Origin of the sequence: Enterovibrio nigricans DSM 22720 (assembly GCF_900167155.1) — a bacterium.
GTDB lineage: Bacteria > Pseudomonadota > Gammaproteobacteria > Enterobacterales > Vibrionaceae > Enterovibrio > Enterovibrio nigricans.
This window is the reverse complement of record NZ_FUXU01000021.1, coordinates 37,319-62,073: the sequence shown is the minus strand read 5'-3', so window position 1 is coordinate 62,073 and position 24,755 is coordinate 37,319. Positions and strand designations below refer to the sequence as shown.

General features: G+C 49.1%; 21 protein-coding genes. 2 read left to right on the top strand and 19 right to left on the bottom strand.

The genetic code is table 11. The annotated features are described in order from the left end of the window. Positions 1–30: 30 nt before the first annotated feature. The 4 genes from B5D35_RS09985 to B5D35_RS09970 all read right to left on the bottom strand — a co-directional run bounded on the left by B5D35_RS09985 (position 31) and on the right by B5D35_RS09970 (position 5,077). On the bottom strand, positions 31–786 hold the full coding sequence (locus B5D35_RS09985; RefSeq protein WP_078752437.1) for a hypothetical protein: 756 nt from the start codon (positions 784–786) through the stop codon (positions 31–33). Then, on the bottom strand, positions 783–1,040 hold the full coding sequence (locus B5D35_RS09980) for a phosphopantetheine-binding protein (protein ID WP_078752436.1): 258 nt from the start codon (positions 1,038–1,040) through the stop codon (positions 783–785). Before B5D35_RS09980 ends, B5D35_RS09985 begins: the two co-directional genes overlap by 4 nt. A gap of 550 nt (positions 1,041–1,590) precedes the next feature. Next, entirely contained in the window at positions 1,591–3,729 is a 2,139-nt protein-coding gene (pta, locus tag B5D35_RS09975) for a phosphate acetyltransferase (RefSeq protein WP_078752435.1), read from the bottom strand. Between the two features lie 151 nt (positions 3,730–3,880). After that, positions 3,881–5,077 carry an acetate kinase gene (locus B5D35_RS09970; protein WP_078752434.1) on the bottom strand — a complete coding sequence of 399 codons (1,197 nt, stop codon included), beginning with the start codon at positions 5,075–5,077 and terminating at the stop codon, positions 3,881–3,883. Between the two features lie 414 nt (positions 5,078–5,491). Between B5D35_RS09970 and yfbV the strand changes: the two genes are divergently transcribed. Next, positions 5,492–5,941, top strand: a complete 450-nt coding sequence (gene yfbV, locus B5D35_RS09965; protein ID WP_078752433.1) for a terminus macrodomain insulation protein YfbV — start codon at positions 5,492–5,494, stop codon at positions 5,939–5,941. A gap of 70 nt (positions 5,942–6,011) precedes the next feature. Here the strand turns inward: yfbV and B5D35_RS09960 are convergent, their stop codons facing one another. From B5D35_RS09960 to B5D35_RS09905, 12 genes are all read right to left on the bottom strand, one after another. Continuing rightward, the gene (locus B5D35_RS09960; protein WP_101210367.1) at positions 6,012–7,664 is read right to left on the bottom strand and encodes a BatD family protein; all 1,653 of its coding nucleotides are present in this window, start codon (positions 7,662–7,664) and stop codon (positions 6,012–6,014) included. Between the two features lie 19 nt (positions 7,665–7,683). Continuing rightward, positions 7,684–9,657 carry a VWA domain-containing protein gene (locus B5D35_RS09955; RefSeq protein WP_078752431.1) on the bottom strand — a complete coding sequence of 658 codons (1,974 nt, stop codon included), beginning with the start codon at positions 9,655–9,657 and terminating at the stop codon, positions 7,684–7,686. Continuing rightward, positions 9,650–10,615 carry a vWA domain-containing protein gene (locus B5D35_RS09950; RefSeq protein WP_078752430.1) on the bottom strand — a complete coding sequence of 322 codons (966 nt, stop codon included), beginning with the start codon at positions 10,613–10,615 and terminating at the stop codon, positions 9,650–9,652. Before B5D35_RS09950 ends, B5D35_RS09955 begins: the two co-directional genes overlap by 8 nt. Continuing rightward, positions 10,608–11,117 (bottom strand): DUF4381 domain-containing protein, encoded by a 510-nt coding sequence (locus B5D35_RS09945; protein ID WP_078752429.1) that lies wholly within the window; start codon positions 11,115–11,117, stop codon positions 10,608–10,610. Before B5D35_RS09945 ends, B5D35_RS09950 begins: the two co-directional genes overlap by 8 nt. Before the next feature lie 5 nt (positions 11,118–11,122). Beyond that, positions 11,123–12,076, bottom strand: coding sequence for a DUF58 domain-containing protein (locus tag B5D35_RS09940; protein WP_078752428.1), 954 nt, complete (start codon positions 12,074–12,076; stop codon positions 11,123–11,125). Further along, the gene (locus B5D35_RS09935; RefSeq protein WP_078752427.1) at positions 12,073–13,029 is read right to left on the bottom strand and encodes an AAA family ATPase; all 957 of its coding nucleotides are present in this window, start codon (positions 13,027–13,029) and stop codon (positions 12,073–12,075) included. Before B5D35_RS09935 ends, B5D35_RS09940 begins: the two co-directional genes overlap by 4 nt. 150 nt (positions 13,030–13,179) lie before the next feature. Further along, entirely contained in the window at positions 13,180–14,145 is a 966-nt protein-coding gene (locus B5D35_RS09930; protein WP_244556553.1) for a ChaN family lipoprotein, read from the bottom strand. Positions 14,146–14,205: 60 nt separating this feature from the next. Next, positions 14,206–15,021: a 23S rRNA (guanine(745)-N(1))-methyltransferase gene (gene rlmA / locus B5D35_RS09925; RefSeq protein WP_078752426.1), complete on the bottom strand. Its 816-nt coding sequence runs from the start codon at positions 15,019–15,021 to the stop codon at positions 14,206–14,208. A gap of 121 nt (positions 15,022–15,142) precedes the next feature. Continuing rightward, on the bottom strand, positions 15,143–16,066 hold the full coding sequence (gene speB / locus B5D35_RS09920) for an agmatinase (RefSeq protein WP_078752425.1): 924 nt from the start codon (positions 16,064–16,066) through the stop codon (positions 15,143–15,145). Between the two features lie 50 nt (positions 16,067–16,116). Continuing rightward, the gene (gene speA, locus B5D35_RS09915; protein ID WP_078752424.1) at positions 16,117–18,036 is read right to left on the bottom strand and encodes a biosynthetic arginine decarboxylase; all 1,920 of its coding nucleotides are present in this window, start codon (positions 18,034–18,036) and stop codon (positions 16,117–16,119) included. Positions 18,037–18,145: 109 nt separating this feature from the next. Further along, positions 18,146–18,337: a hypothetical protein gene (locus tag B5D35_RS09910; protein WP_078752423.1), complete on the bottom strand. Its 192-nt coding sequence runs from the start codon at positions 18,335–18,337 to the stop codon at positions 18,146–18,148. A 363-nt stretch (positions 18,338–18,700) separates the two neighbouring features. After that, positions 18,701–19,207, bottom strand: a complete 507-nt coding sequence (locus B5D35_RS09905; RefSeq protein WP_078752422.1) for a YfbU family protein — start codon at positions 19,205–19,207, stop codon at positions 18,701–18,703. A gap of 206 nt (positions 19,208–19,413) precedes the next feature. Between B5D35_RS09905 and B5D35_RS09900 the strand changes: the two genes are divergently transcribed. Next, entirely contained in the window at positions 19,414–20,061 is a 648-nt protein-coding gene (locus B5D35_RS09900; protein ID WP_078752421.1) for an energy-coupling factor ABC transporter permease, read from the top strand. A gap of 77 nt (positions 20,062–20,138) precedes the next feature. Here B5D35_RS09900 and pflA read toward each other — a convergent pair whose 3' ends face one another. The 3 genes from pflA to pflB form a co-directional block, all read right to left on the bottom strand. Further along, complete coding sequence (gene pflA / locus B5D35_RS09895; RefSeq protein ID WP_078752420.1) at positions 20,139–20,879, bottom strand: pyruvate formate lyase 1-activating protein; 741 nt, start codon at positions 20,877–20,879, stop codon at positions 20,139–20,141. Between the two features lie 174 nt (positions 20,880–21,053). Next, positions 21,054–22,259 (bottom strand): EAL domain-containing response regulator, encoded by a 1,206-nt coding sequence (locus tag B5D35_RS09890; RefSeq protein ID WP_078752440.1) that lies wholly within the window; start codon positions 22,257–22,259, stop codon positions 21,054–21,056. 188 nt (positions 22,260–22,447) lie between these two features. Beyond that, positions 22,448–24,724: a formate C-acetyltransferase gene (pflB, locus tag B5D35_RS09885; RefSeq protein WP_078752419.1), complete on the bottom strand. Its 2,277-nt coding sequence runs from the start codon at positions 24,722–24,724 to the stop codon at positions 22,448–22,450. Positions 24,725–24,755 lie beyond the last annotated feature (31 nt).

Below are 24,755 nucleotides of genomic sequence, written 5' to 3'. Positions count from 1 at the left end.
ATCGTAGCTTCTAGATTTAGTTCCATCGATTTAAGCAACAAAGCCATTGAGAAAAGCAACGGTGCCATCTTGCCCAATGGTCCACTGACTAGAAAAGTCCAACTCTTTAAGGAGGAACGGCTCTACGGTCATGGCAAGTTGTTTGCCATTTTGGATTTGTTTCGCTAAGTGGTCACAGATTCGTGACAAAATGGAGGGGTGTTTGATGATCAAACTTCCCTTTCCGGACACACCAAACGGTTCTTTTAAGATCAAAGGAAGCGGACGACTTTTTAATGACTCCAAACAAGAAGAGGAGTGCAAATTTATTCCGTAGTTTTTGATACCAAGTCGGTGACAACACTCTACGGCATAACGCTTGTCATTTACTTTCACAACATCTTGATATTTCGGAAGATGATCAGAGCCAAACGCAGAGTAGTATGTACTGGGCACATTGGCAAAAGGACGCTGTTTTCTCTCTGACATTTTTTTCGAAATAAATACACTAGGTGCTTGCTCGTTTCGCCAAGTGGGTTCGCCAAGTTGTTCCCAACTAGACAGGTCGTCACACAGTGATTCCCTGTGGAATTCAGCACCTATGCTGCAATGGTAATTCGATAAATAAGCGTCAGGTTTGACTAATATAAGTATTCCATCATTGGATTGCTGCGGTACCAATACCTCATCAAGGAAATGATATTGGCGGTCTTGGGCTTCGTTAGTGAAAGAAGGTAATGATGTGAATTGCTCGTCATTCCATAACGATTCAGCATTAAAACAAGCCCACACGGTTCTCCCAATCATTCGACGGTACACCTCTCTTGTTCTGCTTTAATGAAAGCAATAAGCGCATTCATACTTTGCATGATAGAGAAATCAATTTTTTCAAAATCAAACTGCAGATTAAATTCAGCTTCTAGCTCCAGAAGAAAATCAATTATATCCAGCGAGTCCAACCCTAAATCATCAATAATGTGGCTATCTGGAAATACTTTATTTTTCAATGAAGGGTCATTCTTAATTTGTGAAATAATTTTCGTGATGATGTCGAATATCATGCTCGGCCTTTGTTACGTATTGGTTAATAGGGCTTTATTGTTAAGTCATTGTTTATTTTTTGTTTTTTCTATGATTTATATTGAGTTAAATATAAATTACGGCGTTCTTATAGAGGCTAAAATTAATATTGTCAGGAATATAGTTTTTGAAGGTTTTGAATCAATGGCCGGAGAATAATATTGCGATCTCCTAATCGAATAGATAAAAAACAGCCAGAGGAATGCGATGAAATAGGCAGTATGAGTGTTTGCTATTGGTTTTTATTTCTAATTTTTATTAGGAAGAAAGGTGTTATTTTTTATCGAGGAATATCAACATAATTGAAGATAATATACTTGATTTTTAGCGAGATGTTCGAGTTGTCAGTAGGTGTGGAGTCTAGCAAGATTGACGAGAGTTAGGCTCAGGTCATCAGTGAAAGGGGGAGGGGGCAATTAACTCTCTTATAAGAGCTGAAAAACAAAAAGGCGAAAAATCGCCTTTTTGTACATGGTACAGATCGCTTGAGGAGCGATCTGTATCATGAGCATGTTGAGTAAGGTTCTACTCTTACTCTGCCGCTTCTTCAGCTTGTTTCGCTTGAATCGCAGTCAGTGCAACAGTGTAAACGATATCGTCTACCAGTGCGCCACGAGACAGGTCGTTAACAGGCTTACGCATGCCTTGCAGCATAGGACCGATTGATACCAGATCCGCTGAACGCTGTACCGCTTTGTAAGTGGTGTTACCGGTGTTCAGGTCTGGGAATACGAATACGGTCGCTTTACCCGCTACTGGAGAGTTTGGTGCTTTAGAAGCAGCAACGTTTTCCATGATAGCAGCGTCGTATTGCAGAGGACCGTCGATCATCAGATCAGGACGTTTCTGCTGAGCAATCAGAGTCGCTTCACGTACTTTATCAACGTCTGCACCTTTACCAGATTCACCGGTAGAGTATGAGATCATTGCAACGCGAGGCTCAATGCCGAATGCCGCCGCAGAGTCTGCTGACTGGATAGCGATCTCAGCCAGTTGCTCAGCGTTTGGATCTGGGTTGATCGCACAGTCACCGTAAACCAGAACTTGGTCAGGCAGCAGCATGAAGAACACAGAAGATACGATAGACGCATCAGGTGCTGTTTTGATGATTTGGAACGGAGGAACGATGGTGTTTGCCGTGGTATGAACCGCGCCAGAAACCAGACCGTCAACTTCACCCGCTTCCAACATCATGGTGCCCAGGAATACTGAATCTTGTAGCTTCTCACGCGCTACAACTTCAGTCATGCCTTTTGAACCACGCAGTTCAACCAGACGTGCTACGTATTTTTCACGTACTTCGTCAGAGTTGATGATGGTAACGCCAGCACCCAGAGTCACGCCTTGTTGCTCTGCAACACGCTTGATCTCTTCTGGGTTACCCAGCAGCACACATTCCGCGATCTTGCGTTCAGCACAGATTGCAGCCGCTTTCACGGTACGTGGCTCATCACCTTCAGGAAGAACGATACGCTTCGCTGCTTTACGTGCCAGCTCAGTCAGCTGGTAACGGAATGCAGGAGGGCTCAGACGACGCTGACGTGAAGAACCTTCAGACAGTGACTCGATCCAGTTGCCATCAATGTGTGCAGCAACGTGCTCGTTAACGAACTCAACGCGCTCTTTGTCGTCTGCAGGTACTTCAACGCTGAAGCTTTGCAGGTTCAGCGATGTCTGCCACGTGTTACCTTGCGTGGTGAATACTGGCAGGCCAGTATCAAACGCACGGGTACACAGGCTCTTCAGTTCTGCAGGGATGCTGTAACCACCGGTCAGCAGCAGTGCACCCACTTCAACGCCGTTCATCGCTGCCAGACATGCTGCAACGATAACGTCAGGACGGTCTGCAGAAGTTACTAGCAGAGAGCCCGCGCGGAAGTGTTCAACCATGTTAGGGATTGAACGCGCACAGAACGTGATGCTCTTGATGCGACGTGTGTCGATATCACCAGCATTGATGATTTCGGCATTCAGGTGCTTCGCCAGATCGCTTGCACGGGTCGCAATCAGGTCAATGCTCCAAGGCACACAACCCAGAACGCGGATTGGGCTTGAATGGAAGATTTCCATTACTTCAACATTGCTTGATTTCGCGCCAGTTGCATCGTCAAAGATGTCTGACAGATCTGGGCGAGTGCGGCCTTGTTCGTCAACAGGCGCATTGTGCTTGTTGATGATTACGCCAGAGATGTTTTTGTTTTTGCTACCACCAAAGTTAGACACTGCTACTTCGATGCGCTCTTTCAGTTGCGCAGGGTTGTCAGTGCCTGGTGTGGTAACGAATACGATCTCTGCATCCAGAGTCATCGCAATTTCGTAGTTCACTTGGTTAGCAAACGGGTGATTGCGAGTCGGTACCAGACCTTCGATCAAAGCAACGTCTGCATCGGCAGTCGCTTCTTTGAAGCGAGCAACGATTTCTTCCATCAGTACGTCAGTTTGGTCGGTACGGATGAGTGCTTCAGCATTGGCCATGGTCAGTGGCTCTGCCACTTTCATGCTGCTGTTTGCTTCGATAATGGTGGTGGTCAGGTCAGGCTGGTTGTCGCCATGGCGAGGTTGCGCGATTGGTTTAAAAAACGAAACGCGAACGCCTTTTTGTTCCATCGAACGCAAAACGCCTAGGCTAACGCTAGTCAGGCCTACACCTGCGCCGATTGGGATAAGCATAATAGTACGGGACACGCTGGATTCCTCTTTACTATAACGAAGTCAAAGCCTGCACAGTGGCAAGCTTTGTCATGTAATCAGATTGACAGTCGACTTTGCCAAATTGATAGGGCTGGTCGCATTGACCAGCCGCAAAGTCACATCAAACAGATTAGATTTCAGTCAGACGTGCTGTGTCTTGTGCGATAACCAGTTCTTCGTTGGTTGAGATAACCATCGCTGGTACACGGCTGCTATCAGTAGTGATAACGCCTTCGCCGCCGAAGCGTGCTTTCAGGTTGCGCTCTTGGTCAACTTCAACACCCAACAGACCCAGACGGTTCAGAACTAGCTCACGGATTGGGCCAGAGTTCTCACCGATACCGCCAGTGAACACGATCGCGTCCAGACGGCCGTCCAGGCAAGCAGTGTAACCAGCAACGTATTTCGCCAGACGGTGGCAGAACACGTCCATTGCGCGAGTTGCTTCTTCTTTAGAACCGTAGTTGTCTTCAACGAAACGACAGTCAGAAGTCACTTCAGTCAGACCAGCAAGGCCAGACTCTTTGGTCAGCATGTTGTTGATTTGCTCAACGCTGTAACCCAGTGCATCGTGCAGGTGGAAGATGATCGCAGGATCAAGATCACCAGAGCGAGTACCCATTACCAGACCTTCAAGAGGCGTCATACCCATAGAAGTATCTACAGATTTACCGTTCTTGATTGCACATACAGATGCGCCGTTACCCAGATGACAGTTGATGATGTTCAGTTCTTCAACTGGCTTGCCTAGTTGTGCTGCAGCTTCTTGCGCGATGAAGAAGTGAGAAGTACCGTGCATGCCGTAACGACGGATACCGTTTTCTTTGTACAGCTTGTATGGCAGCGCGTATAGGAACGCTTCTTCTGGCATAGTTTGGTGGAACGCAGTGTCAAATACCGCTACGTTTTTCAGCTCAGGGAACGCTGCTTTCGCTGCTTCGATACCTACCAGGTGCGCAGGGTTGTGCAACGGTGCGAAGCTAGACGCGTCTTGAATGCCTTTCAGCACGCTGTCACAGATCAGTGCCGATTGAGTGAATTGCTCACCGCCGTGTACAACACGGTGACCGATTGCGCCCAGGTTTTCAGCCAGTTCTGGTTTAGAAGCCAGAATGGTTTCAACGATGAAGCTCAGTGCTTCTTTGTGTGCAGCACCTTCGCCCAGTTGAGCTTCGTGTTTGCCGTCCAATTTCCACTTAATGCGAGCTTCTGGCAGGTGCAGACACTCAGCCAGACCAGACAGGTGCTCATCACCTGTTTGTGCGTCAATGATAGCGAACTTCAGCGATGAGCTGCCGCAGTTAAGAACAAGAACCAGCTTAGACATTTGAACTACCTATTCGTGTAAAGTAGATGGTGTTTACTAATCGGAGAAGAATAGTTGATAAATGTGTCAACTACCGTCTCGCTAAAGCAATAAAGCGTATTTATGTCGCGGAATAGATACATCAAAAATCGGTCCCTGATACACAACGTAAAACGCCAGACAGATTCGCCTTCGGGCCCACCGTATTCGGTGACTTATTGCCCTGCCGGTTATCCATTTGGCGTTTCAGTGGTTGCGAGATAATCAAATCCGAGCAACAATTGATTTAGGTCGGCTAAGTCTAGCGATACTTGCGACAGATAACAAAAACTTTTAAGTCATTATTGATTTGAATTAATGTTTATCAACTTTCTTTGAAAGTTTGCAGCAAGTTTTTAGCCGATGAAACAGTGACATCGCTTGGAGGTATGCCGTATGAGCAATAAAACGATGTGGAGCAGTTTTCGTGATGGACAAAAGTACATGACGGAATGGCCGGTTCGAAAAGAACTTGCACCGATGTTCCCAGAAAACAGAGTGATTCGTGCAACCCAGTTTGCGATTAAAGTGATGCCTGCTGTTGCAGTGATCAGTGTCCTGATGCAAATGGTCTTCAATAACTATGATGGCATGCCACAGGCCATGATCATCTCATTGTTTGCGCTGAGTATGCCGCTACAAGGATTGTGGTGGTTGGGAAGACGCCGTGAAACGCAACTTCCACCTGCGTTGGCTGGTTGGTATCGTGAATTGCATGAAAAGATTGTCAGTGAAGGTGGCGCACTTCAGCCAATGAAGAGTCGCCCTCGCTACAAAGAACTGGCACAGACCTTAAACCGCGCATTTAAGCAGTTGGATAAATCGTCTTTAGAGCGCTGGTTTTAAGTCGGTTCTGAATTTTCTCTGTAATAAAAAACGCCTCGTTTGACGAGGCGTTTTTTGTTTACGTTAATCGTTATTTGAGCTCGGCAAGTCCCTGAACCTCGGTGTGATTTGATTTCACTGTTGTCGCTTTTTCAAGCAGTGTTAGCAGGGTTGCGCTATCCCATTCACCTGATGTTGCACTGTAACAAGATGCCATCATCGCATTGATTTCAGCTTCAATATCTTGCTTTAGTTCGGCAGGTAGTGCGTCTTTGTTCCATGCTCGGTACGCTGACGATACTTTAACCGCGTTGTTTGCTTTCACTGCATCGACTAAGACTGTTAACCCTGTTCCTGCCTCACGGGCTCTGGCATTATCACCGCGTGTGTTGATGGCTGGCGCACGCGGCTTCCTGATATACATCACCAATGTCACCAACCAAAGAAATGTGAATGCGCCCGTTGCCCATGGCCAGTATCCCGCTGTGGTGACCGTCGTCGTGATTTGCTCTGACGGTGAAACGGGAGCTTGCGCTGCCAGCTCGGGCAATGCTTGCAAGAGTTGTGCATTCATGTCGCCAGGCTGTACGTTAAGGCTAAGGCCACTGATTTCCGCTGTTTCCTGTTTACCTGTCTGAGTGTAAAACCAGTTGATGGTTACAGCAGGTAGATCAACCTTACCTTCCTCTCTTGGAATAATGACCTGTTTCAAGGTCATCACGGTGGCATCGCCCTGTTGGGTGTATTCCGGCTTGTCCGAGTAAACACGCACTTGATTGGGGTAGGTGATACTCAGGTTCGGCATCACGCTTTGCGCAGTATTGGCAATGCTCAGCGAAATCACGCGGTTGATGGGCTCGCCCACTTTTGCAGTTTGCGCACCACCCAACGCATCCGGAGTCCAGCGTTGGCTCAGAGCCAGTGACGAAGTCGGTAACCACAGTCCTTTGTAGTTGGCAGGCTTGTCTTTGATGTTCAGTGTGATGCGACTTGCTTGTCGGCTGATAGGTAAACCGACGGACGATCCCCAGCCACTGCCTTTGACTTCTGACCCCGTAAATACGGCACCTTCCAAGGTCAATGCGCCTGCTTTGGTTGGCGTCACCTGATATTGGCGCTCAATCACCACATAACGGCGACCATTAATGACAGCTTCAGATTGGCTGTTTTCACCGATAGGCGTGATATCCAGACCTTCGCCGAAAGGGGCTTGGAGTGATGGTGAGTCAACGCGGGTGCCAATTAACAGACGTGCTCGGTAAACAAAGGATTCGCCGATGTAGCCGTCATTGCGGTCTACCGTGGCTTGCACTTCAACGGCATTGTTTGCTGCTTGCGTGCTTTTGTCTCCTGCCGCCAACACTTTAATGACAATCGGTGCGGTCTGCATACCATCAATGTCAAAGCTGGGTAGCGTGAATGTTCCTGCTTCTTTCGCCGCAACAGCAACACGCCAGACTGTACTTCGATTCATATCACCGTTGATGATTTGGGTGCTGTTACTGACATTAGGCCTGCCGTAGACAAAGTCTTTCGACAGTACAGACAGGTCAAGCTCGTCATTGTCTACGCTCTCATCAACGGAGACGGTGAGTTGAAAAGCATCTCCGACTCGGACGACATTCGTTGATACTGTTGCTTCAGCCGTTCCTGCCCATGCAATGTTAGGCAGTGATACTAGCGCAATCAGTGAAGCGGCCAATATTCCTTTGGTGCGACGGGAAAGCTGGGCCCGCCAAGTCATGTTATTTTTCATTGTTCATTTACCACGTATTCTCAGTTGGCTCGGGACTGCTTTTTTCGCGAGCCTGAAGAATGAGCTGCGCACGAATAAGACCGGCGGTATCGTCAGGAACCTGTTCGAGTTTTTTCAATACAGGATTACTGGCACTCAAGGATTCGTCACCTTCACCTGATTCAGTGACGGCGGACGGCTGAGCTTGTGAAGGTTTGTCACTATCGGATGGCTCGCCAGTTTGAGATTGACTGGATTGCGCTTCGTCTTGGGACGCTTCTTCTTGTTGGTTACTGGCGTTGGCTTGTTGCTTGTCAGATTGGTTGCCTGATTGTGGTTCGGAATCTTGCTGTCCAGACTGAGTGTTCTCTTTCGATTGTGCTGAAGAAGGGGCAGACTGGCTTTCTTCAGCGCTATTTTGTTCGCTGTCCTGCTGACTCTGCTGACTCTGCTGACTCTGCTGACTCTGCTGACCCTGCTGACCCTGCTGACCCTGCTGACCCTGCTGACCCTGCTGACCGTCCGACTGCTTTGAGTCAGATTGTTGGCTATCAGGCTGATTATCGGCTGATTGCTGATCTTGGTTGTTTCCCTGAGACTGTTGCTCGCTCTGGCCTTGTTGTGATTCGCTATTTTGCTGTTGCTGTTGCTGTTGCTGTTGCTGTTGCTGTTGCGCCAGTGCCTTTTTTACAACATCCAGATTCTTCTGTGCATCCTTGTTATCTGGGTTAGCTTTCAGAGCCGACTCGTAGCTTTTGAGGGCTGATTCCAGATCGCCTGCTTGTGCTTGGGCATTACCCAAGTTATAGCGGGACACTGGATCGCCGAGTTGGGAGAGAGTATCAATCGCCCCTTTGTAGTCGCCTGCTTTGTATTGCGCGATACCTTTCCACTGCGGCGAGGTGAAGCCCTGCGCTGCTTCTTCGAACTTACCCGCTTCAAAATGTTGATACGCTTGTTGATCGTCTGTTTTGAACGCTGCGGCATGCACGGGTTGGATTGGCATCACCATAAACATCACAGCCAGAACAACGCCGCGGCGAAAACCGAGCAATGTCAGAAGCATGATGGGGATGAGGAGCCAGAATCCTTCGTTGATGCGTTCTTCAATGGACTTGCTTTTACCCTCAGCCACACCGTCTTGCGGTTTAGATGTGTAAGCTGCGATGTTTTCAACGTCTCGGTTGGTAGGTTGCCAAAGCTGTAAGATGCCACCCGTGTCTTTGGTGATGGCTGATAGTGTGCCCAAATCTAATTTTGCGATAACAGGCGATCCATTTTGCTCAAGCAGACTGCCATTTGGCAGTTTGATAGGTGCACCTTGTTGTGTACCGACGGCGAGAACTGAGACGCGGTATTTTGTGCTTTTGAGTACATCAAGTGCAGCTTTTGATTCTGACGCACTGAGTCCGTCAGTAACCAGTACGATATCCCCATCGGCATAACCTGCTTGCTTAAGTAAATCAATGGCCTGCTGGATACCCGCCGCTGCATTGCTGCCTGCGATGGGCATGATTTCGGGTGACAGGTTAGGGATCAGGTTCCTTAGTGTGCTGGCATCATCGGTTAGTGGACTGACGACATAGCCATCACCCGCATAAGCAACAAGCCCAGTGCTGCCTTCTTTCCATTCTGGCAGCATGTCGAGGGCTTTAAAACGTGCTTGGTCGAGACGGTTAGGTGCGATGTCGGTGGCATACATCGAACGAGACATGTCCATCACGAGAACGCGCGCACCCGCCAGATTTACTGCTGGAATCTCCACTTTCTGCCAGCTTGGGCCCGCCAGCGCAATTACCGCAATCAACCAGCCTGTCGCCAATGCGACAATTGGCCAGCGTTTTGTATTACCCGTATTTGCGGTGTTACCCGAGAGCAGCTTGCTCAAATGAGGGGCGATAAGCCCTGATGTTTGGGTTTTGTTTTTAATCCATGGCAGCAGAAGTGCCAAAGGCAACGCTGCGAGCAACCACATCGGGTGCATAAATGTAAAATCAGCCATGACGTCTCCTTAAAACAACGATGACGACGGACAGTGCCAGTGCTGCTGATAGCGGGAATCGGAACCACTCATCTCGTGGGCGCCAGGTTTGTTGCACGTCAGAGATGGGTTCTAATTGATCAATGATTTGGTAGATTTTCTCAAGCTCTTGCGGATCACGTGCACGGAAGTATTCACCGCCTGTCATTTGGGCGATTTCACGCAATGACTTCTCATCCAAATCCTGTGAAGGGTTGACGATACGAGAACCGAACAGGCTACGCTGACGCATGGACTCCGCACCGACACCGACGGTGTAGATGGTCACGCCATTCTCCTTGGCGAGTTTTGCCGCTTCGAGAGGCTCAATCACACCCGAGGTATTGGCACCGTCACTCAGCAAAATGATCACACGCTGCGGCGCTTTGCTGTCGATAAAGGTTTTGGTTGCTATACCAAGGCCCTCACCAATGGCGGTACTTTTACCAATCAGGCCAAGTACGGCACGATCAAGTTGCTGCGCCACGGTATTGCGATCGAGCGTTAGCGGGGTTTGTAAATAGCCATGATCGGCAAACAGCACCAAGCCCAAACGGTCGCCATCACGTTTTTTGATGAAGTCAGAGAGTACCGATTTGACTGCGGTAAAGCGGTCGGTAGTGTCACCAGATGGCAACACCATGTCTTCAACCTCCATGGATCCTGATAGATCCACCGCCAGCATCATGTCGCGGTGTTCAGGTTGGATCTGAATAGGATCGCCATACCATACCGGGCGCGCCAACGCAGCAATGAGGCAGATCCAAATCAGGGTCATGAGAACCTGTCGTACACGGCTGGTGTTTTGTTTTTCACCCAAGCCTTTTGGTAGGCGAGGAAGATGGATCGCCGCCGGACGCGGAACGGGTTTTACCCATTTATAAATCAGCAATGGCAGTGGTAACAGAGCGAATGCCCACCACCAGGTAAATTCAAACATCTTTTACCTCGCCATGAGCATGGTTGCGTGTTGCGGTGCTGTGCTTAGGTGGCAACGCATCTTTCAGCCAGTTTTTCGCCAATGCCTTACAAAGGTCGAGTTCTTCATCACTCAAACCTTTTTGGGAAAACGCGCCTTTTTGCCATAAAGCCTCATGGGGTAAAAACGCCTGATTAGAGGGGCCTCGTTGGTTATCTAAAAATGCCAACCACGCGTGCCCCGTTAATTTCGCGACGTCATGGCGTGGAAAATAGGTAAGGGCCGCGCGTTTTAATAGTGCGTTCACCTCGGCCAGCGAGCTGGCGTCAGAAAGTTGTTTGATGGCTTGCTGTTGCGCGAAGCGCTTTTGGCGGTGCTGTCGCAGCGCAACAATTGCGGCGATGGCTATTACCAGCAAAACCGCCAGTACAGCCCACCATCCCCAAGCAAGCGGCCACAGTCCCGGTGCGGCTTGCAGATGTATATCTGCCAGGGGAAGCGTATTTGATGTTGGTGTCGTCATGATTACTACATTGCCTTACTGGATGCGTGACTCAGCTGTTGAAGCAGTGACTGACCCGCACAGAGTGTATGCAGCGGAATGGCCAGGCTTCTCGCCATATCAGTGATAAATTGCTGATGGCGAAGGTACTGTTGTTCTAGGCTGTCGCGGGTTTTTCGAGAAGAAAAATTTAACCATGCCGTCTGTTCATTGTCAGACACCAATTCATGGCCGCGAAACGCTGTGTGCCCTTGTTCTAGCGGATCGAAAATGCGGACAAAGCGAATGCGGTTGTGCTGTCGCAGCTGGCTCAAACGCCGTTTATCCATGTGCGTTAGCGCATAAAAGTCAGAAATTATGGCGATATCACTGCCTTTTGGACACAGGTGGTGCAAATGCCTTAACGCGGCCTGCCAGCTTTCCTGAGACGCGCCTGCATTTTCTGCGTTGAGCATCTCCTCATGCGCTTCCATCACGGCATGCATGATGCGAAGTGGCCCTTGTTGCCGCGCTGTCGGTTTGCATTCCCGTATTTTGATGCCGTTATAAATCACTGCGCCAATGCGGTCTTGCTGGCTGATGGTCAGCCAACTGATGAGGCTGGCAATGTGCGCAGCCTGCACAGATTTAAGCAAGAGTTGGGAGCCAAACTTCATGCTGCTGCTCAAATCGATAAACAGCATCGAAGGTTGCTCACGCTCTTCGGTAAACAGCTTGGTATGGGTTTTCCCCGTACGAGCGGTGACGCGCCAATCGATGGCGCGAATGTCGTCGCCGGGTTGGTAGGGACGCACTTCAGAGAAGTTCATCCCGCGCCCTTTGTGGCGACTATTGTGGTGCCCACTGAGCTGCGACCAAATACTCAACGCAGGAGGAAGCCAACGCACGGATTGCTTTTGGTAATGCAGCAATTCAGCCAGACACACATTGACGCCATCACTGTGTGGAGGCAGAGCAGCGGCGGTGTCTGCGAGTGTCATACGCTGGCAACCTGTTCAATCAAGTATGTAACTACGCTGTCAGCGGCAATGCCTTCGGCCTGCGCTTCGTAGCTCAGCAGCAGACGGTGACGCAGAACGGGGTAAGCCATCGCTTGCACGTCTTCAGGGGTAACAAAGTCACGCCCCGCCAGCCATGCATGTGCGCGGGCACAGCGGTCGAGGGCCAGTGTGGCACGAGGTGACACACCCATTTGTAGCCATGATGCCAGTTTATCGCTGTAGGCTACTGGCTCTCGGGTCGCCATGATGAGACGAATAATGTACTTCTCGACGTCTTCCGCCATATGGATATTCAGTACTGCCTTGCGAGCTTCGAAGATACTTTCTTGCTGAATGTGGACAGGTTCTTGTTTCTCGATGCCTTGGGCTTCACCACGGTTCAGGCGCAGGATTTCGAGCTCCGCATTGGCATCTGGGTAGTCAACGTTCAGTTGAAGCAGGAAACGGTCGAGTTGCGCTTCTGGCAACGGATAGGTCCCTTCTTGCTCTATCGGGTTTTGGGTGGCCATAACAAGAAACAGTTCAGGCAGCGCATAGGTTTTACGTCCTGCCGTGATTTGTTTTTCTGCCATGGCTTCAAGCATGGCAGCTTGCACTTTTGCTGGCGCGCGGTTGATTTCATCAGCCAGCACTAGCGAATTAAAAATCGGTCCCGGCTGAAAGGTGAACTCAGCGGTTTCTGGGCGGAAAATATCGGTACCTGTCAGGTCGGCGGGTAGCAAATCCGGTGTGAACTGAATGCGGTGGAAATCGCCTTCGATGCAATCAGACAACATTTTAACAGCGCGGGTTTTTGCAAGTCCCGGAGGGCCTTGTACCAGAATATGCCCATCAGCAAGGAGTGCGATGAGAAGTTGTTTAACGAGTTCTGGCTGACCGACCACCTGGCTTTGCAGGTAGGTGTTAAGGCGTTGGAATGTATCCGATAACATGAGAGTTAGTCCTTGGTATAACAAAACTAATGATAATTGACTCAGTTCAGACCTGCTCAATGTAAGGAGGTTCACTGATAAGTGCATTATCAATAGATCGTGGTTGGCGGACTAACTTTCAAGTCTGTCAATTAAGTGGGACGGTTGGAATTAAATCTTTATCACATCAATCACATGGCGGTGTATGATGGCCGTGACGCATGCCTCCATGGCGTCTTCCATCTCTGCATCAGAAAGCCACTGCGGCGGCAATGGCTTCACGATTAAGCGATAGTCATCAATGGATTGGTCTAATGGCTCGTCTTCGGCCTGAGGTGAGATGATGGCCACCTTCAAATCTGGGTTGAGACGGTGAATACGATGGGCAATGCCCAGTCCGCCTTCGACATGGAACGCCCCTGCAATGTGCATTACTTTGTCATTGGGGTGTGCCTTGAGAAAGTCCACAATGCTTTCCGCCATGGTGTCGTCCCACGCCAGTTGTGCGAGGTACTGGTTTTCCGTTTTGGCCTCATCACCATGGAACATGGCTTCGAAGAATTTTTCTTTGTAAGGAGACTCGTCGTTATGCAAGGTAGCGGCGACATATTGTCTTTTTTCTTCAGGGAGACGGTCGAGATAGTCTTTGCCATCTGAGGCGATGCAACGCACCGTGTCTGCAGGCGCGTTTGAGGCGATGATTGATAGCCCATTTTCTTTGGAAAATTCTACCAGTGGGCGATAGCTGCTGTTGTAGTTTGACCAACGGTGGGTTTGGTTGAGCAGGCTGTTTTCACCAATGTCACCTGCAAGGTATTGGTCAATCACGGCTTGGTCTGGGCGTGCAAACTGCTCCATCGATAAGGCGATATTTGGCGAATTGGACGCTAACTCCGACAGTAGCGCTGCTTGGAACAGATGGACGCCAGAATGGGAATGCCATTCCCCGACGAGAATTACGTCCACACTGTCTAAATCAGTGGCGAGCTTGTCGAGTGAATAGGGTTCACCAGATGCGGATTCAATGCGGTAATCGTAAAGCGTGCCAGTTAACGCGGGGGAGGGCGAATAGCGATCTGTTTGGCTGCAACCAGCCAGCGTCAGGCAAAGAAGGGAAGAAACAAACAATGAGCGCATCAGTGTAACCATCCTTTATACAAAGGGTCAGATACGCTCCATTATGGTAGAACGGATTACTTATGCAATCTTACGGTAAACCCTTAGCGTGAAATCTGCTTCACATTCAAATTGCTCTGCGTCTTTCAATGTTTGCCACAGGCTTTCAGGTGCACGCCATGCAAACGGCGTCATTTGCAGCAGGGTAGTGGCATCTGCACTGTTCAGCGTCATCGGGTATGCCACCGTTTGTTCGGTTTCGAGTTCAAAGCCCGGCAGTTCTTCTACAGGTACATCGTGCAGGCGCACTTCGTCATAGATACCGGCTTTTAGTTGGTACAAGTGACGAGGCCCCGGTGTGACGGTCACAACCACGCCGCTGTCTTTGACTGTGCGTGCCAATTCGTCGCCGTTACATGGCGCATAGATGCGTACAACGCCGTCTAACTGGTTATCGGCGAACGGCAAACGTTGGCTTGATGCAACGAGAAAATCCACGTTGGCATAACGCTTTGCCGCGTACCGGATCATCACTTTCGAAATATCGAGACCAAAGACCTTGGTGCTTGGCATTTCATCGGCAAAGTAGCTGGTGTAGTAGCCTTCACCACAGCCGATATCCAGAAGTTGTCCGTCGGCTTTTTCTGCCAGCAGGTTTTTCAGCAAATCGCTGACGGCATCGCGCATAGGCTGGTAGTGGCTACCATCCAAAAACTGACGACGCGCCTGCATCATTTCCTTGTTATCACCCGGATCCTTTGAACGCTTGTGCTGCACTGGCAACAAGTTCACATAGCCTTCTTTCGCCAGATCGAACTGGTGATTGTTAGCACACTTGTAAGTGCGAGCAGAAAGATTCAGCGGCTGTTGGCACAGCGGACAAAGATAAGATGACATAGCGATAATTCGACAAGGATGAATGAGCGGCAAGGATACGGTGTGAGGGCGAAGGCATCAAGCAAAGAGGCAATAAAAAAACACCCGCCGGAGCGGGTGTTTTCGTATTCGAAGGTGCGAATTACTTGTTCTTACGATTCGCCGCCCAAACGTACAGCAGGTCAGTTGCGATGGTCGCCGCTGCTAGTGAGGTCAGGTCTGCGTGGTCGTAGGCCGGTGCCACTTCTACTACGTCCATACCGATCAGGTTGATGCCTTGCAGCGCACGGATCACTTTCAGGATCTTGTCGGTGCTCAGGCCACCACATACTGGTGTACCTGTGCCCGGTGCGTATGCTGGGTCAAGACAATCGATGTCGAACGTCAGGTAAACCGGACGGTCGCCAACGCGGGTTTTGATAGCATCAACGATTTGCTCTACAGACCAATCGTTCGCGGTGGCTGCATCAACCACTTGGAAGCCCAGCTTGTCGCTGTGCTCAGTGCGAATACCGATTTGGATTGACGCGTGTGGGTCAATCAAGCCTTCTTTCGGTGCCGTGTAGAACATGGTGCCGTGGTCGAACTCGCTGCCCTGATCGTAAGTATCAGTGTGCGCATCGAAGTGGACCAGTGCCATTTCGCCGAACTGTTTTGCGTGAGCACGCAGAAGCGGCAGGGTCACAAAGTGGTCACCACCGAATGTCAGCAGGGTTTTACCTTCCGCCAACAAGCTGGTGGCATGCGCTTCCAAACGCTCGCTCATGTTAGCTGCGTCACCGCAATCGAATACCAAGTCACCGCAATCAGCGATCTTAATTTCATCAGTCAGTGAGAAATCCCACGGCCATTTTTTACCTTCCCACGCGAGGTTGGTAGAAGCCTGACGGATAGCGCCCGGGCCCATGCGTGCGCCTGAACGACCTGTGGTTGCCATATCAAAAGGAACACCGGTGATAACGATGTCTGCATCACAACCTTGTGGTGCAAAAACCAAAGGCTGGCGAAGGAAACCGAACGCATTTGCGTACAGTGAGTAGTCTGGGTAGTTGGCTAACGTTGCCATAATAAAAATCCTTACTAAGGCCGCCAGCGCAAGCTAGCGGCCAGAAATAATTACGCGTGACGAATATCTTCGAGGTAGGTGTAGCCGTTCAGGCCTTCTGCCATTTCCGCCAGAATAGATTCGTGTTCTTCTTCTGGTAGATGCTCTTTCACCATCTCTTCGTATTGCTCAAGGAACTGGTTTGGATCCAGGTGTACATATCGCAGTACGTCGCCGACGCTGTCGCCGCGTTCAACACCTTCAATCTCATAGCCGCCGTCGTCTTTGCAGCGAACCGTCGCGACGTCTGTGTCGCCAAACAAGTTGTGCATGTCACCCAAGATCTCTTGGTATGCACCGACGAGGAAGAAGCCCATGCGGTACGGTTCTTCATCCGTCCATGCAGGTACGGCTAGTGTGCTTTCAATACCTTGGCCTTCTACGTACTGCTCAATCGCACCGTCAGAGTCGCAGGTAATGTCGAGCATCACAGCGCGGCTTTCTGGAGCCTTATCCAGCTTGCTCAGTGGCAATACTGGGAATACTTGCTCGATACCCCATGCATCTGGCAGCGATTGGAACAGCGAGAAGTTCACGAAGAACTTGTCGGCAAGGCGGCCGTTTAGTTCATCAAGAACTGGGCGATGTGCGCGGTTCTTGTGTGACATTTTGCAAGACAGTTCGTAGCAGATACGCAGGCTGATTTGTTCTGCCCATGCGCGTTCTGAGAAATTCACCAGACCCATAGAGAACTGAATGTGTACTTCTGCCAGATCGTTCTGGTTGTCGTGGTAGATCTCAACCAGTGAGCGATGGTCGCTTGACTGACTCAGCTCTTTAAACGAACGCCACATGTTGTGCAGAATTTGGGGGGCATTGTCTTCTGGCGCGAACACTTCTTCACGCTGGTAGCTTTCTACGCCGACCACATCGGTTACCAGAACAGCATGGTGTGCGGTCAGGTTACGGCCGGACTCGGAAATGATGCGCGGCATTTTGATGTCGTATTCTTTACAGACGTCACCAATGGTAAATACAACGTTGTTCGCGTACTCACGCTGGCTGTAGTTCATTGAACAGCTGCTTTGACTACGCGTACCTTCGTAGTCGATCGCTAAGCCGCCACCCACGTCTAACGTGGTGATGCCTGCGCCCATTTGGTAAAGCTCAGCAAACACGCGTGCAGCTTCGTTGACACCCGAACGAACGTCACGAATGTTCGACATTTGTGAGCCCAAATGGAAGTGCATCAGTTGCAGGGTATCCAGCATGTCCAGCTCACGCAGCTTGTCCATGACGGTCAGTACCTGAGACGCTGACAGACCGAACTTGGATTTCTCTCCGCCACTTGCTTGCCACTTGCCTTTACCTTGTGAGGCAAGACGCGCACGCAGACCCAGACGTGGCTTCACGCCCAGTGCCTTGGCTTCTTCCAGTACGGTATCGAGCTCTGAGAGCTTTTCGAGCACGATATACACTTCGTGGCCCAGCTTTTCACCGATCAGTGCAAGGCGCACGTATTCGCGGTCTTTGTAACCGTTACAGACGATCACTGAGCTTGCCTGACGTGCCATTGCCAGCACTGCCAGTAACTCAGGCTTACTGCCTGCTTCCAGACCCAGTTGGCGTTGTTGGCGCGCATACTGGCTCTTTAAAATTTCGCTAACGACCGCTTGTTGCTGATTTACTTTGATGGGGTAAACCAACAGGTATTCGCCGTTATAGCCGTAATCCGCAATTGCATCGTTAAAGTGTGCACACAGGCTGTCTACACGGTGATGCAGGATCTCAGGGAAACGCACCAGCACAGGTAGCGAGGCACCTTTCGCGATAAGCTCATCCGCCAGCGACGATAGGGCGACAGTGTTATCAGGTTGATTCACATTCGGACGAACAACCACTTCGCCTTGCTGGTTAATATCGAAATAACCTTGACCCCAATATGGCGTGTTATAGACATCGCGGGCGTCATTAATTGACCAATCACTCATGTTACTTCCTCATCGGTGATTGGGTACGAGAAAATGCCAGTGACGGCAGACAATAAAAGTCCGTCACCGGTAGCTCGTACCAGATAAAAATGGTTAACGCTGGCAGACCTTATTCAGGCATCTGAAGCGACAAATCAAGGAGCACGGCGTCCGCGCTGCGTGTTCGCTTTAACGATGCCCTTTTCCTGCGAACGGGTGTCGACAGGGACTGGGGTTTGTTTTGCGGATGGAGATTAACTGCGGTGTCGCAAAGGGTTTTCAGACCAGCTGCCTGAATCTCGTTGTTTGCGATAGATTTCATTGCCATTCCTAAAAAGGCCGTGCGGACTATAAGCACGGTATGACAGAGAAAAACGGCTGATCATAGTAGCAATCTGTAGTTTATTTCGTTGCTCTACAAGCCCGTATACACCTCGATGAGTTGACTCTCAATAAGTCGGGTGCGTGGCGATTAGACAACCGATTTGCGCTGGATGCAAATTAAAATTTTTTTTGGTGACGATAAAAATGTGTTGTGACTTTTGAGAAAGTAGGCGGCGTCTGGTTTGGGTTGGATTTCGCTAAGATTTGTATCGAAAGTGGGTGTTATTTTCGACGCGAATTTTCGAGTATTAGTAACAAAAAAGCCGCTTGGGACAGCGACTTTTTTGGGTTAACGCGAGACTTATGCGTTAAGGATCTGGCAAATCTCCGTACCACATAAGTGGTATTGGCGAGGGCAGTTTCGCCATGTTTTCAACATACGTTGATACTTTTCTAGCATAGGTGTTTGGCTGTTGAAATGGTGCAGAGATTTTTCAAATTGTGGGTACAGACCTTCACTCTCTGTCAGGAAGCGCACATAGTGCATCAGGTGCGGCTCGGTGGCGGCGTCAAATCCCCAAAACTGAAGGCGGCGTGCATCTACATCGCACTCACAACGTGAATGGTCTTCTAGAATTCGATGTGATTCCTGAAGTGCATGGTGCATCTCCATAAAATCGATAATTTGACGACACATGTCTTCCGACAGTTCACCAAAGTCTTTATCCAGTTCACGCATTTGAAGTACATAACCACGCTCTACAATGGTCTGTAGGCGGCGGTATTTTTCCGCGTTTTGCGGATCCATCTGAGACATCAGTGTGTACTGGTTAGAAAGGATTAGGCGTTGAGCTGCGGTCATTTCCATAAAAGTGGCCTCAAAAAGTAAAAAATCCCTTATCCAAACAAGCGGTTATTTATTCGTTTTAGTCGGCAAGTTTGGCAATTCATGTGCTACAGATTAGCAGCTCATTCGGGGTGTTTTTTTGATCTCACAACGGGAAATACGTGCATTTCTTGGCTTAAATTTTTAAATTGCTACAAAGTGTAAAAAACGAGGTGTAAGCGAGAAGGATGATTTATTGGCAAGCATTGGGATGGTGCTTATTTGTCGTGGCGCTATGGATCAGCCGCTCGACCATTGGATGGAAAAAACTTCGCAATGACCAACGTTATCAGCATTTTGTTTTTTCAAGTGGTTTGATTCTGTTTTGTCTTTGGGCATTGAAAGCGGGGATCAGCAGGGGGCTCGATATTCACATTCTCGGCATGACAGTATTAACCCTTTGTCATGGTCCAAGAATCGCTATCTGGATCAGTATTCTTCCTTTGGCACTCATGGTGACATTTGGCCTGCTTCCCGTTGCTGATGTTGGTTTGTACGCATTTACGACGGCAGTGATACCCGCATTGATCAGCTATGGCATCTTTTGGCTAACGTATCACTATCTCTCAAGACACCTTTTTATTTATATCTTTGTTGCGGGCTTTTTTAATGCCGCGTTCACGATTGTCCTTCACTTGTGCGTGGTGTCTGCAGGGTATTGGATTTCTGGGCTGCACAGTTGGGATACCATTGTGAACAACTATTTGATGCTGGCGCTGTTAGTGTGGTTTCCCGAAGGCTTATTGAATGGCATGGCAGTCTCAATGTTGGCGGTATACAGGCCGCATTGGCTAAGGACGTTTTACGATAGGGAGTATTTGTCTCCGGATAAATAACGCTCGTCCCCCTAGTGATCTAAAGCTTGGCCTAAAGGCATAAAAAAACCGGCGCGAGGCCGGTCTTCGGAGTTGGATCAATACATCACTTTGTGACCGTATTCTTCCAGAATGCCTTTCAGCATGTCCATGGTTTCTTTCTTCGGTGGGCCGACGTCTTTCAGTTCGTATTCGTAACCCATCGCTTCCCACTTGTGCTCACCGAGCTGGTGGTATGGCAACATTTCGATTTTCTCAATGTTATCCATGTCTTTAATAAACTCGCCAAGGCGACGTGCTGAATCTTCGTCATCGGTGTAGCCTGGTACAACGACATAGCGAATCCAGGTTTTCTGGCCGCGTTGATGCAGATAGCGCGCAAAATCCAAAACACGCTTGTTGGGTACGCCGATCAGGTTTTGGTGAATTTCATCATTGATTTGTTTCAGATCGAGCATTACCAGATCTGATGCATCTAAAACTTCATCAATGATATCAGTGTGCTTTCGGATGTAACCGTTAGTATCCAGACAGGTATGGATGCCTTCGGCTTGTGCGGCACGGAAGAAGTCGCGAACAAATTCTGGTTGAAGCATGGCTTCGCCGCCCGACGCTGTGACGCCACCGCCCGAAGCGCGAATGAAATGGCGGTAAGTCACCACTTCTTTCATGATTTCATCAACCGAGACCTCACGGCCGTCATCGAGATCCCATGTATCACGGTTGTGGCAGTACTTACAGCGCATAAGACAGCCTTGCATAAACACGATAAAGCGAATGCCAGGACCATCTACGGTTCCACAAGATTCAAATGAGTGGATGCGGCCAATAACCGACATGAGATTCTCCAATAAACTACTGTAAAAAGTAAGGTGTTATTTTATTACAGAATCGCTACCACCTAAAGCGGAACTCTACGTGGTAGACGGTAAACCCGTCGCAGAGAAGGTGGATGGTGAAAAGATGAGCAGGTTCTAGACGCAGAGCGGATAGCGCTGCGTCTGGAAATGGCACTAAATGGTGTTGATAACCATCGGGGGACAGACGGAACGATTATCAAGAACCGAACGCCAAAGGGGTTTCCATTCATGGATGTCTTTTGCTGGCATAGGCTTGGCAATGAAATAGCCTTGGCCGTAGTCGCACCCCATATCTCTGAGTGCATGCCAGACTTCAATGCACTCTATGCCTTCCGCAACAGAGGCGATATCTATTCGCTTGGCAACCAAGACACTGGCTTCAACTAATGCCAAGGACGTACGACTGCTTAACATCGGCAGCACGCAACCTAACCCTACCTTCACGGAATCGAGAGGCACGAACTCTATTTGCTGCAAAGTGGCATAGCCGGATCCAAAATCATCAATGGCGAGCTTGAAACCATGCAAAAGGAGCCGTGATGCGGCCTCTTGCAGCTGACCAATTTGCTCAAAGTGTTCCGGTTCATGGAGCTCAAAATAGATACGGCGATTTAGTTCTGGACATGCTTTCGTTTTTTCCAACAGTCGATCAATGAAATCGAACGCAATGAGGCCATTTACTGAAATATTTACGCCGACAGGATGATTGAATAGATACTGTTGATGCTCAATGACATCATCAATCACTTTGAAGGTAAGTTCACCTTCCAGCCCGAGAGAGAGTAACTGAGGCAAAAATGAGTGAGGGGTTAATATACCTCGCGTAGGATGGTGTAAACGCTGAAGTGCTTCACACGCAACCCACTCGCCATCGATGAAACGCACGATGGGTTGAAACCAGGTTTCGAAAAGCCCCGCTTTCCAGGCATCTAGCACTTCAGACTCGCTCAAGGGAACAAGATCAGCAGGGAAGTTGGTGTCGTGTTCGATGGCAAGGTTCAGGTAGTACTTGAGCAAGGGGATCGTGGCTGGTTTTGGCAGTGTTCCTAGTACATTTAGGTGAAAATTTTCACACATGTTTTTGACAGTATCGAGCAAATTCGGCGATGCTGAACTGGTGATCACTATGCAGCCAGTGAAACCGTGATCGGCGGCACTACTGAGTAACTTAATGCCATCCATGTCAGGCAGGTCGAGATCGCAGAATATCAAATCTGGCTTGTATTCGATGATTTGCTCAATCGCTGAATTGCCGTCTGATGCAGTTAGCAGGGCATCATCACCGGAGATGAGCTGCATTAATTGACCAGCGATAACATCACGCTGAAAGGGATGGTCTTCTACGAGCAGTATGTTCATGTTTCCCCACAAAAGGTTATCCATGTATCGTTCAAATTATTGTTTTAGTTTTTGCTAACTCTCAGTATGGAAGGGAATTGTAGGAACGTCGACAGAACGGAATGCGGTTAAAACGATGGATGTGTGTAAATTTGGGCATAAAAAAACACCTCCACGAGGGAGGTGTTTTTGTTCAATGAATGCTCAGATTATAGAGATTCAGTGAAAGTACGTGCGATAACGTCTTTTTGCTGTTCTGCAGTCAGAGAGTTAAAGCGAACTGCGTAACCCGATACACGGATAGTCAGCTGCGGGTACTTCTCTGGGTGCTTAACAGCATCTTCCAGTGTTTCACGGTTCAGTACGTTAACGTTCAGGTGCTGACCGCCTTCGATACCAGATTCGTGGTGGAAGTAACCGTCCATCAGACCAGCAAGGTTAGCTTTCTGAGTGTCACCATCTTTACCTAGCGCGTTAGGTACGATAGAGAAGGTGTAAGAGATACCGTCTTTCGCGTGAGCGAATGGCAGTTTACCTACTGATGTCAGAGATGCTACTGCACCTTTCTCATCACGACCGTGCATTGGGTTTGCGCCTGGTGCGAATGGTGCACCTGCACGACGACCGTCTGGCGTGTTACCTGTCTTCTTACCGTATACAACGTTAGAAGTGATGGTCAGGATCGACTGAGTTGGAACCGCGTTGCGGTAGGTTTTCAGCTTACGAATCTTGTTCATAAACTTCTCAACCATTTCACAAGCCAGGTCATCAACACGTGAATCGTTGTTACCAAACTTCGGATAGTCGCCTTCGATTTCGAAGTCGATAGCGATGCCGTCTTCGTCACGAACTGGTTTAACTTTTGCGTACTTGATAGCAGACAGTGAGTCAGCTGCTACAGACAGACCTGCGATACCACACGCCATAGTACGGTATACGTCGCGATCCATCAGAGCCATCAGAGAGGCTTCGTAGCTGTACTTGTCGTGAGAGTAGTGAATCGCGTTCAATGCGGTCACATACTGAGTTGCCAACCAATCCATGAAGTTGTCTAGACCAGCCCAAACTTTGTCGAAGTCCAGAACTTCGTCAGTCATCGGTGCTTGCTTAGGACCAACTTGCAGTTTCAGTTTCTCATCCACACCGCCGTTGATTACATACAGCAGGGTTTTAGCAAGGTTTGCACGTGCACCAAAGAACTGCATGTGTTTACCAAGAACCTGTGGAGATACACAACAAGCGATAGCGTAGTCATCGTTGTCGAAATCTGGGCGCATCAGGTCATCGTTTTCGTACTGGATAGAAGAAGTATCGATAGATACTTTCGCACAGAAACGCTTGAAGCCGTCAGGCAGTTGCTCAGACCACAGTACAGTGATGTTTGGCTCTGGGCTTGGACCCATGGTGTATAGAGTATTCAGGAAGCGGAAGTTAGTACGGCTTACCAGAGTACGACCGTCACAACCCATTCCACCCATTGACTCGGTTGCCCAGATTGGGTCACCAGAGAACAGCTCATCGTACTCAGGAGTACGTAGGAAACGAACCATACGCAGCTTCATTACGAAGTGGTCAATGATTTCCTGTGCATCAACTTCAGTGATTTTGCCAGCAGCGATATCACGCTCGATGTACACGTCAAGGAACGTAGAAGTACGACCCAGTGACATTGCCGCACCGTTTTGAGACTTAACAGCAGCCAGGTAGCCGAAGTACAGCCACTGAACAGCTTCTTGAGCATCAGTTGCAGGACCAGAGATGTCGTAGCCGTATTTTGCGGCCATTTCTTTAATCTGGTTCAGAGCACGGTATTGCTCTTGGATCTCTTCACGAAGCTGCATAGTCAATTGCAGATCGTCGCCAGCTTCCAGTTTCGCTTGCAGCGAATGGAATTGCTTAGCTTTGTCTTTCAGAAGGAAGTCAATACCGTACAGTGCTACGCGGCGGTAGTCACCGATGATACGACCACGGCCGTATGCGTCAGGCAGACCAGTCAGAACACCAGACTTACGGCAGTTCATGATATCTGGGGTGTAGATATCGAATACGCCTTGGTTGTGAGTCTTACGGTATTCTGAGTAAATCTTAGAAACCATTGGGTCTAGCTCGCGGTTGTACGCTTTGCAAGAACCCTCGATCATACGTACGCCACCGTTAGGGATCAGTGCACGTTTCAGTGGCGCTTCAGTTTGCAGACCAACAATCTTTTCCAGATCTTTGTTGATGTAACCAGCGTCATGAGCAGTAATGGTAGAGATAACAGAAGTGTCGAAGTCTACAGGCGCGTGAGTAGAGTTCTCAAGCTTGATGCCTTCCATGACTTTTTCCCAAAGCTTGTTAGTCGCTTCAGTACCTTCAGTAACCATGAAAGACTCATCACCCTCGTAAGGGGTGTAGTTCTTCTGAATGAAGTCACGAACGTCGACTTCTTTCTGCCATTCGCCTTCAGCGAAACCTTCCCATGCTTTAGCAAATTGCTCAGACATGATGTACCTACCTTTTTAGTAGAAGAAAACA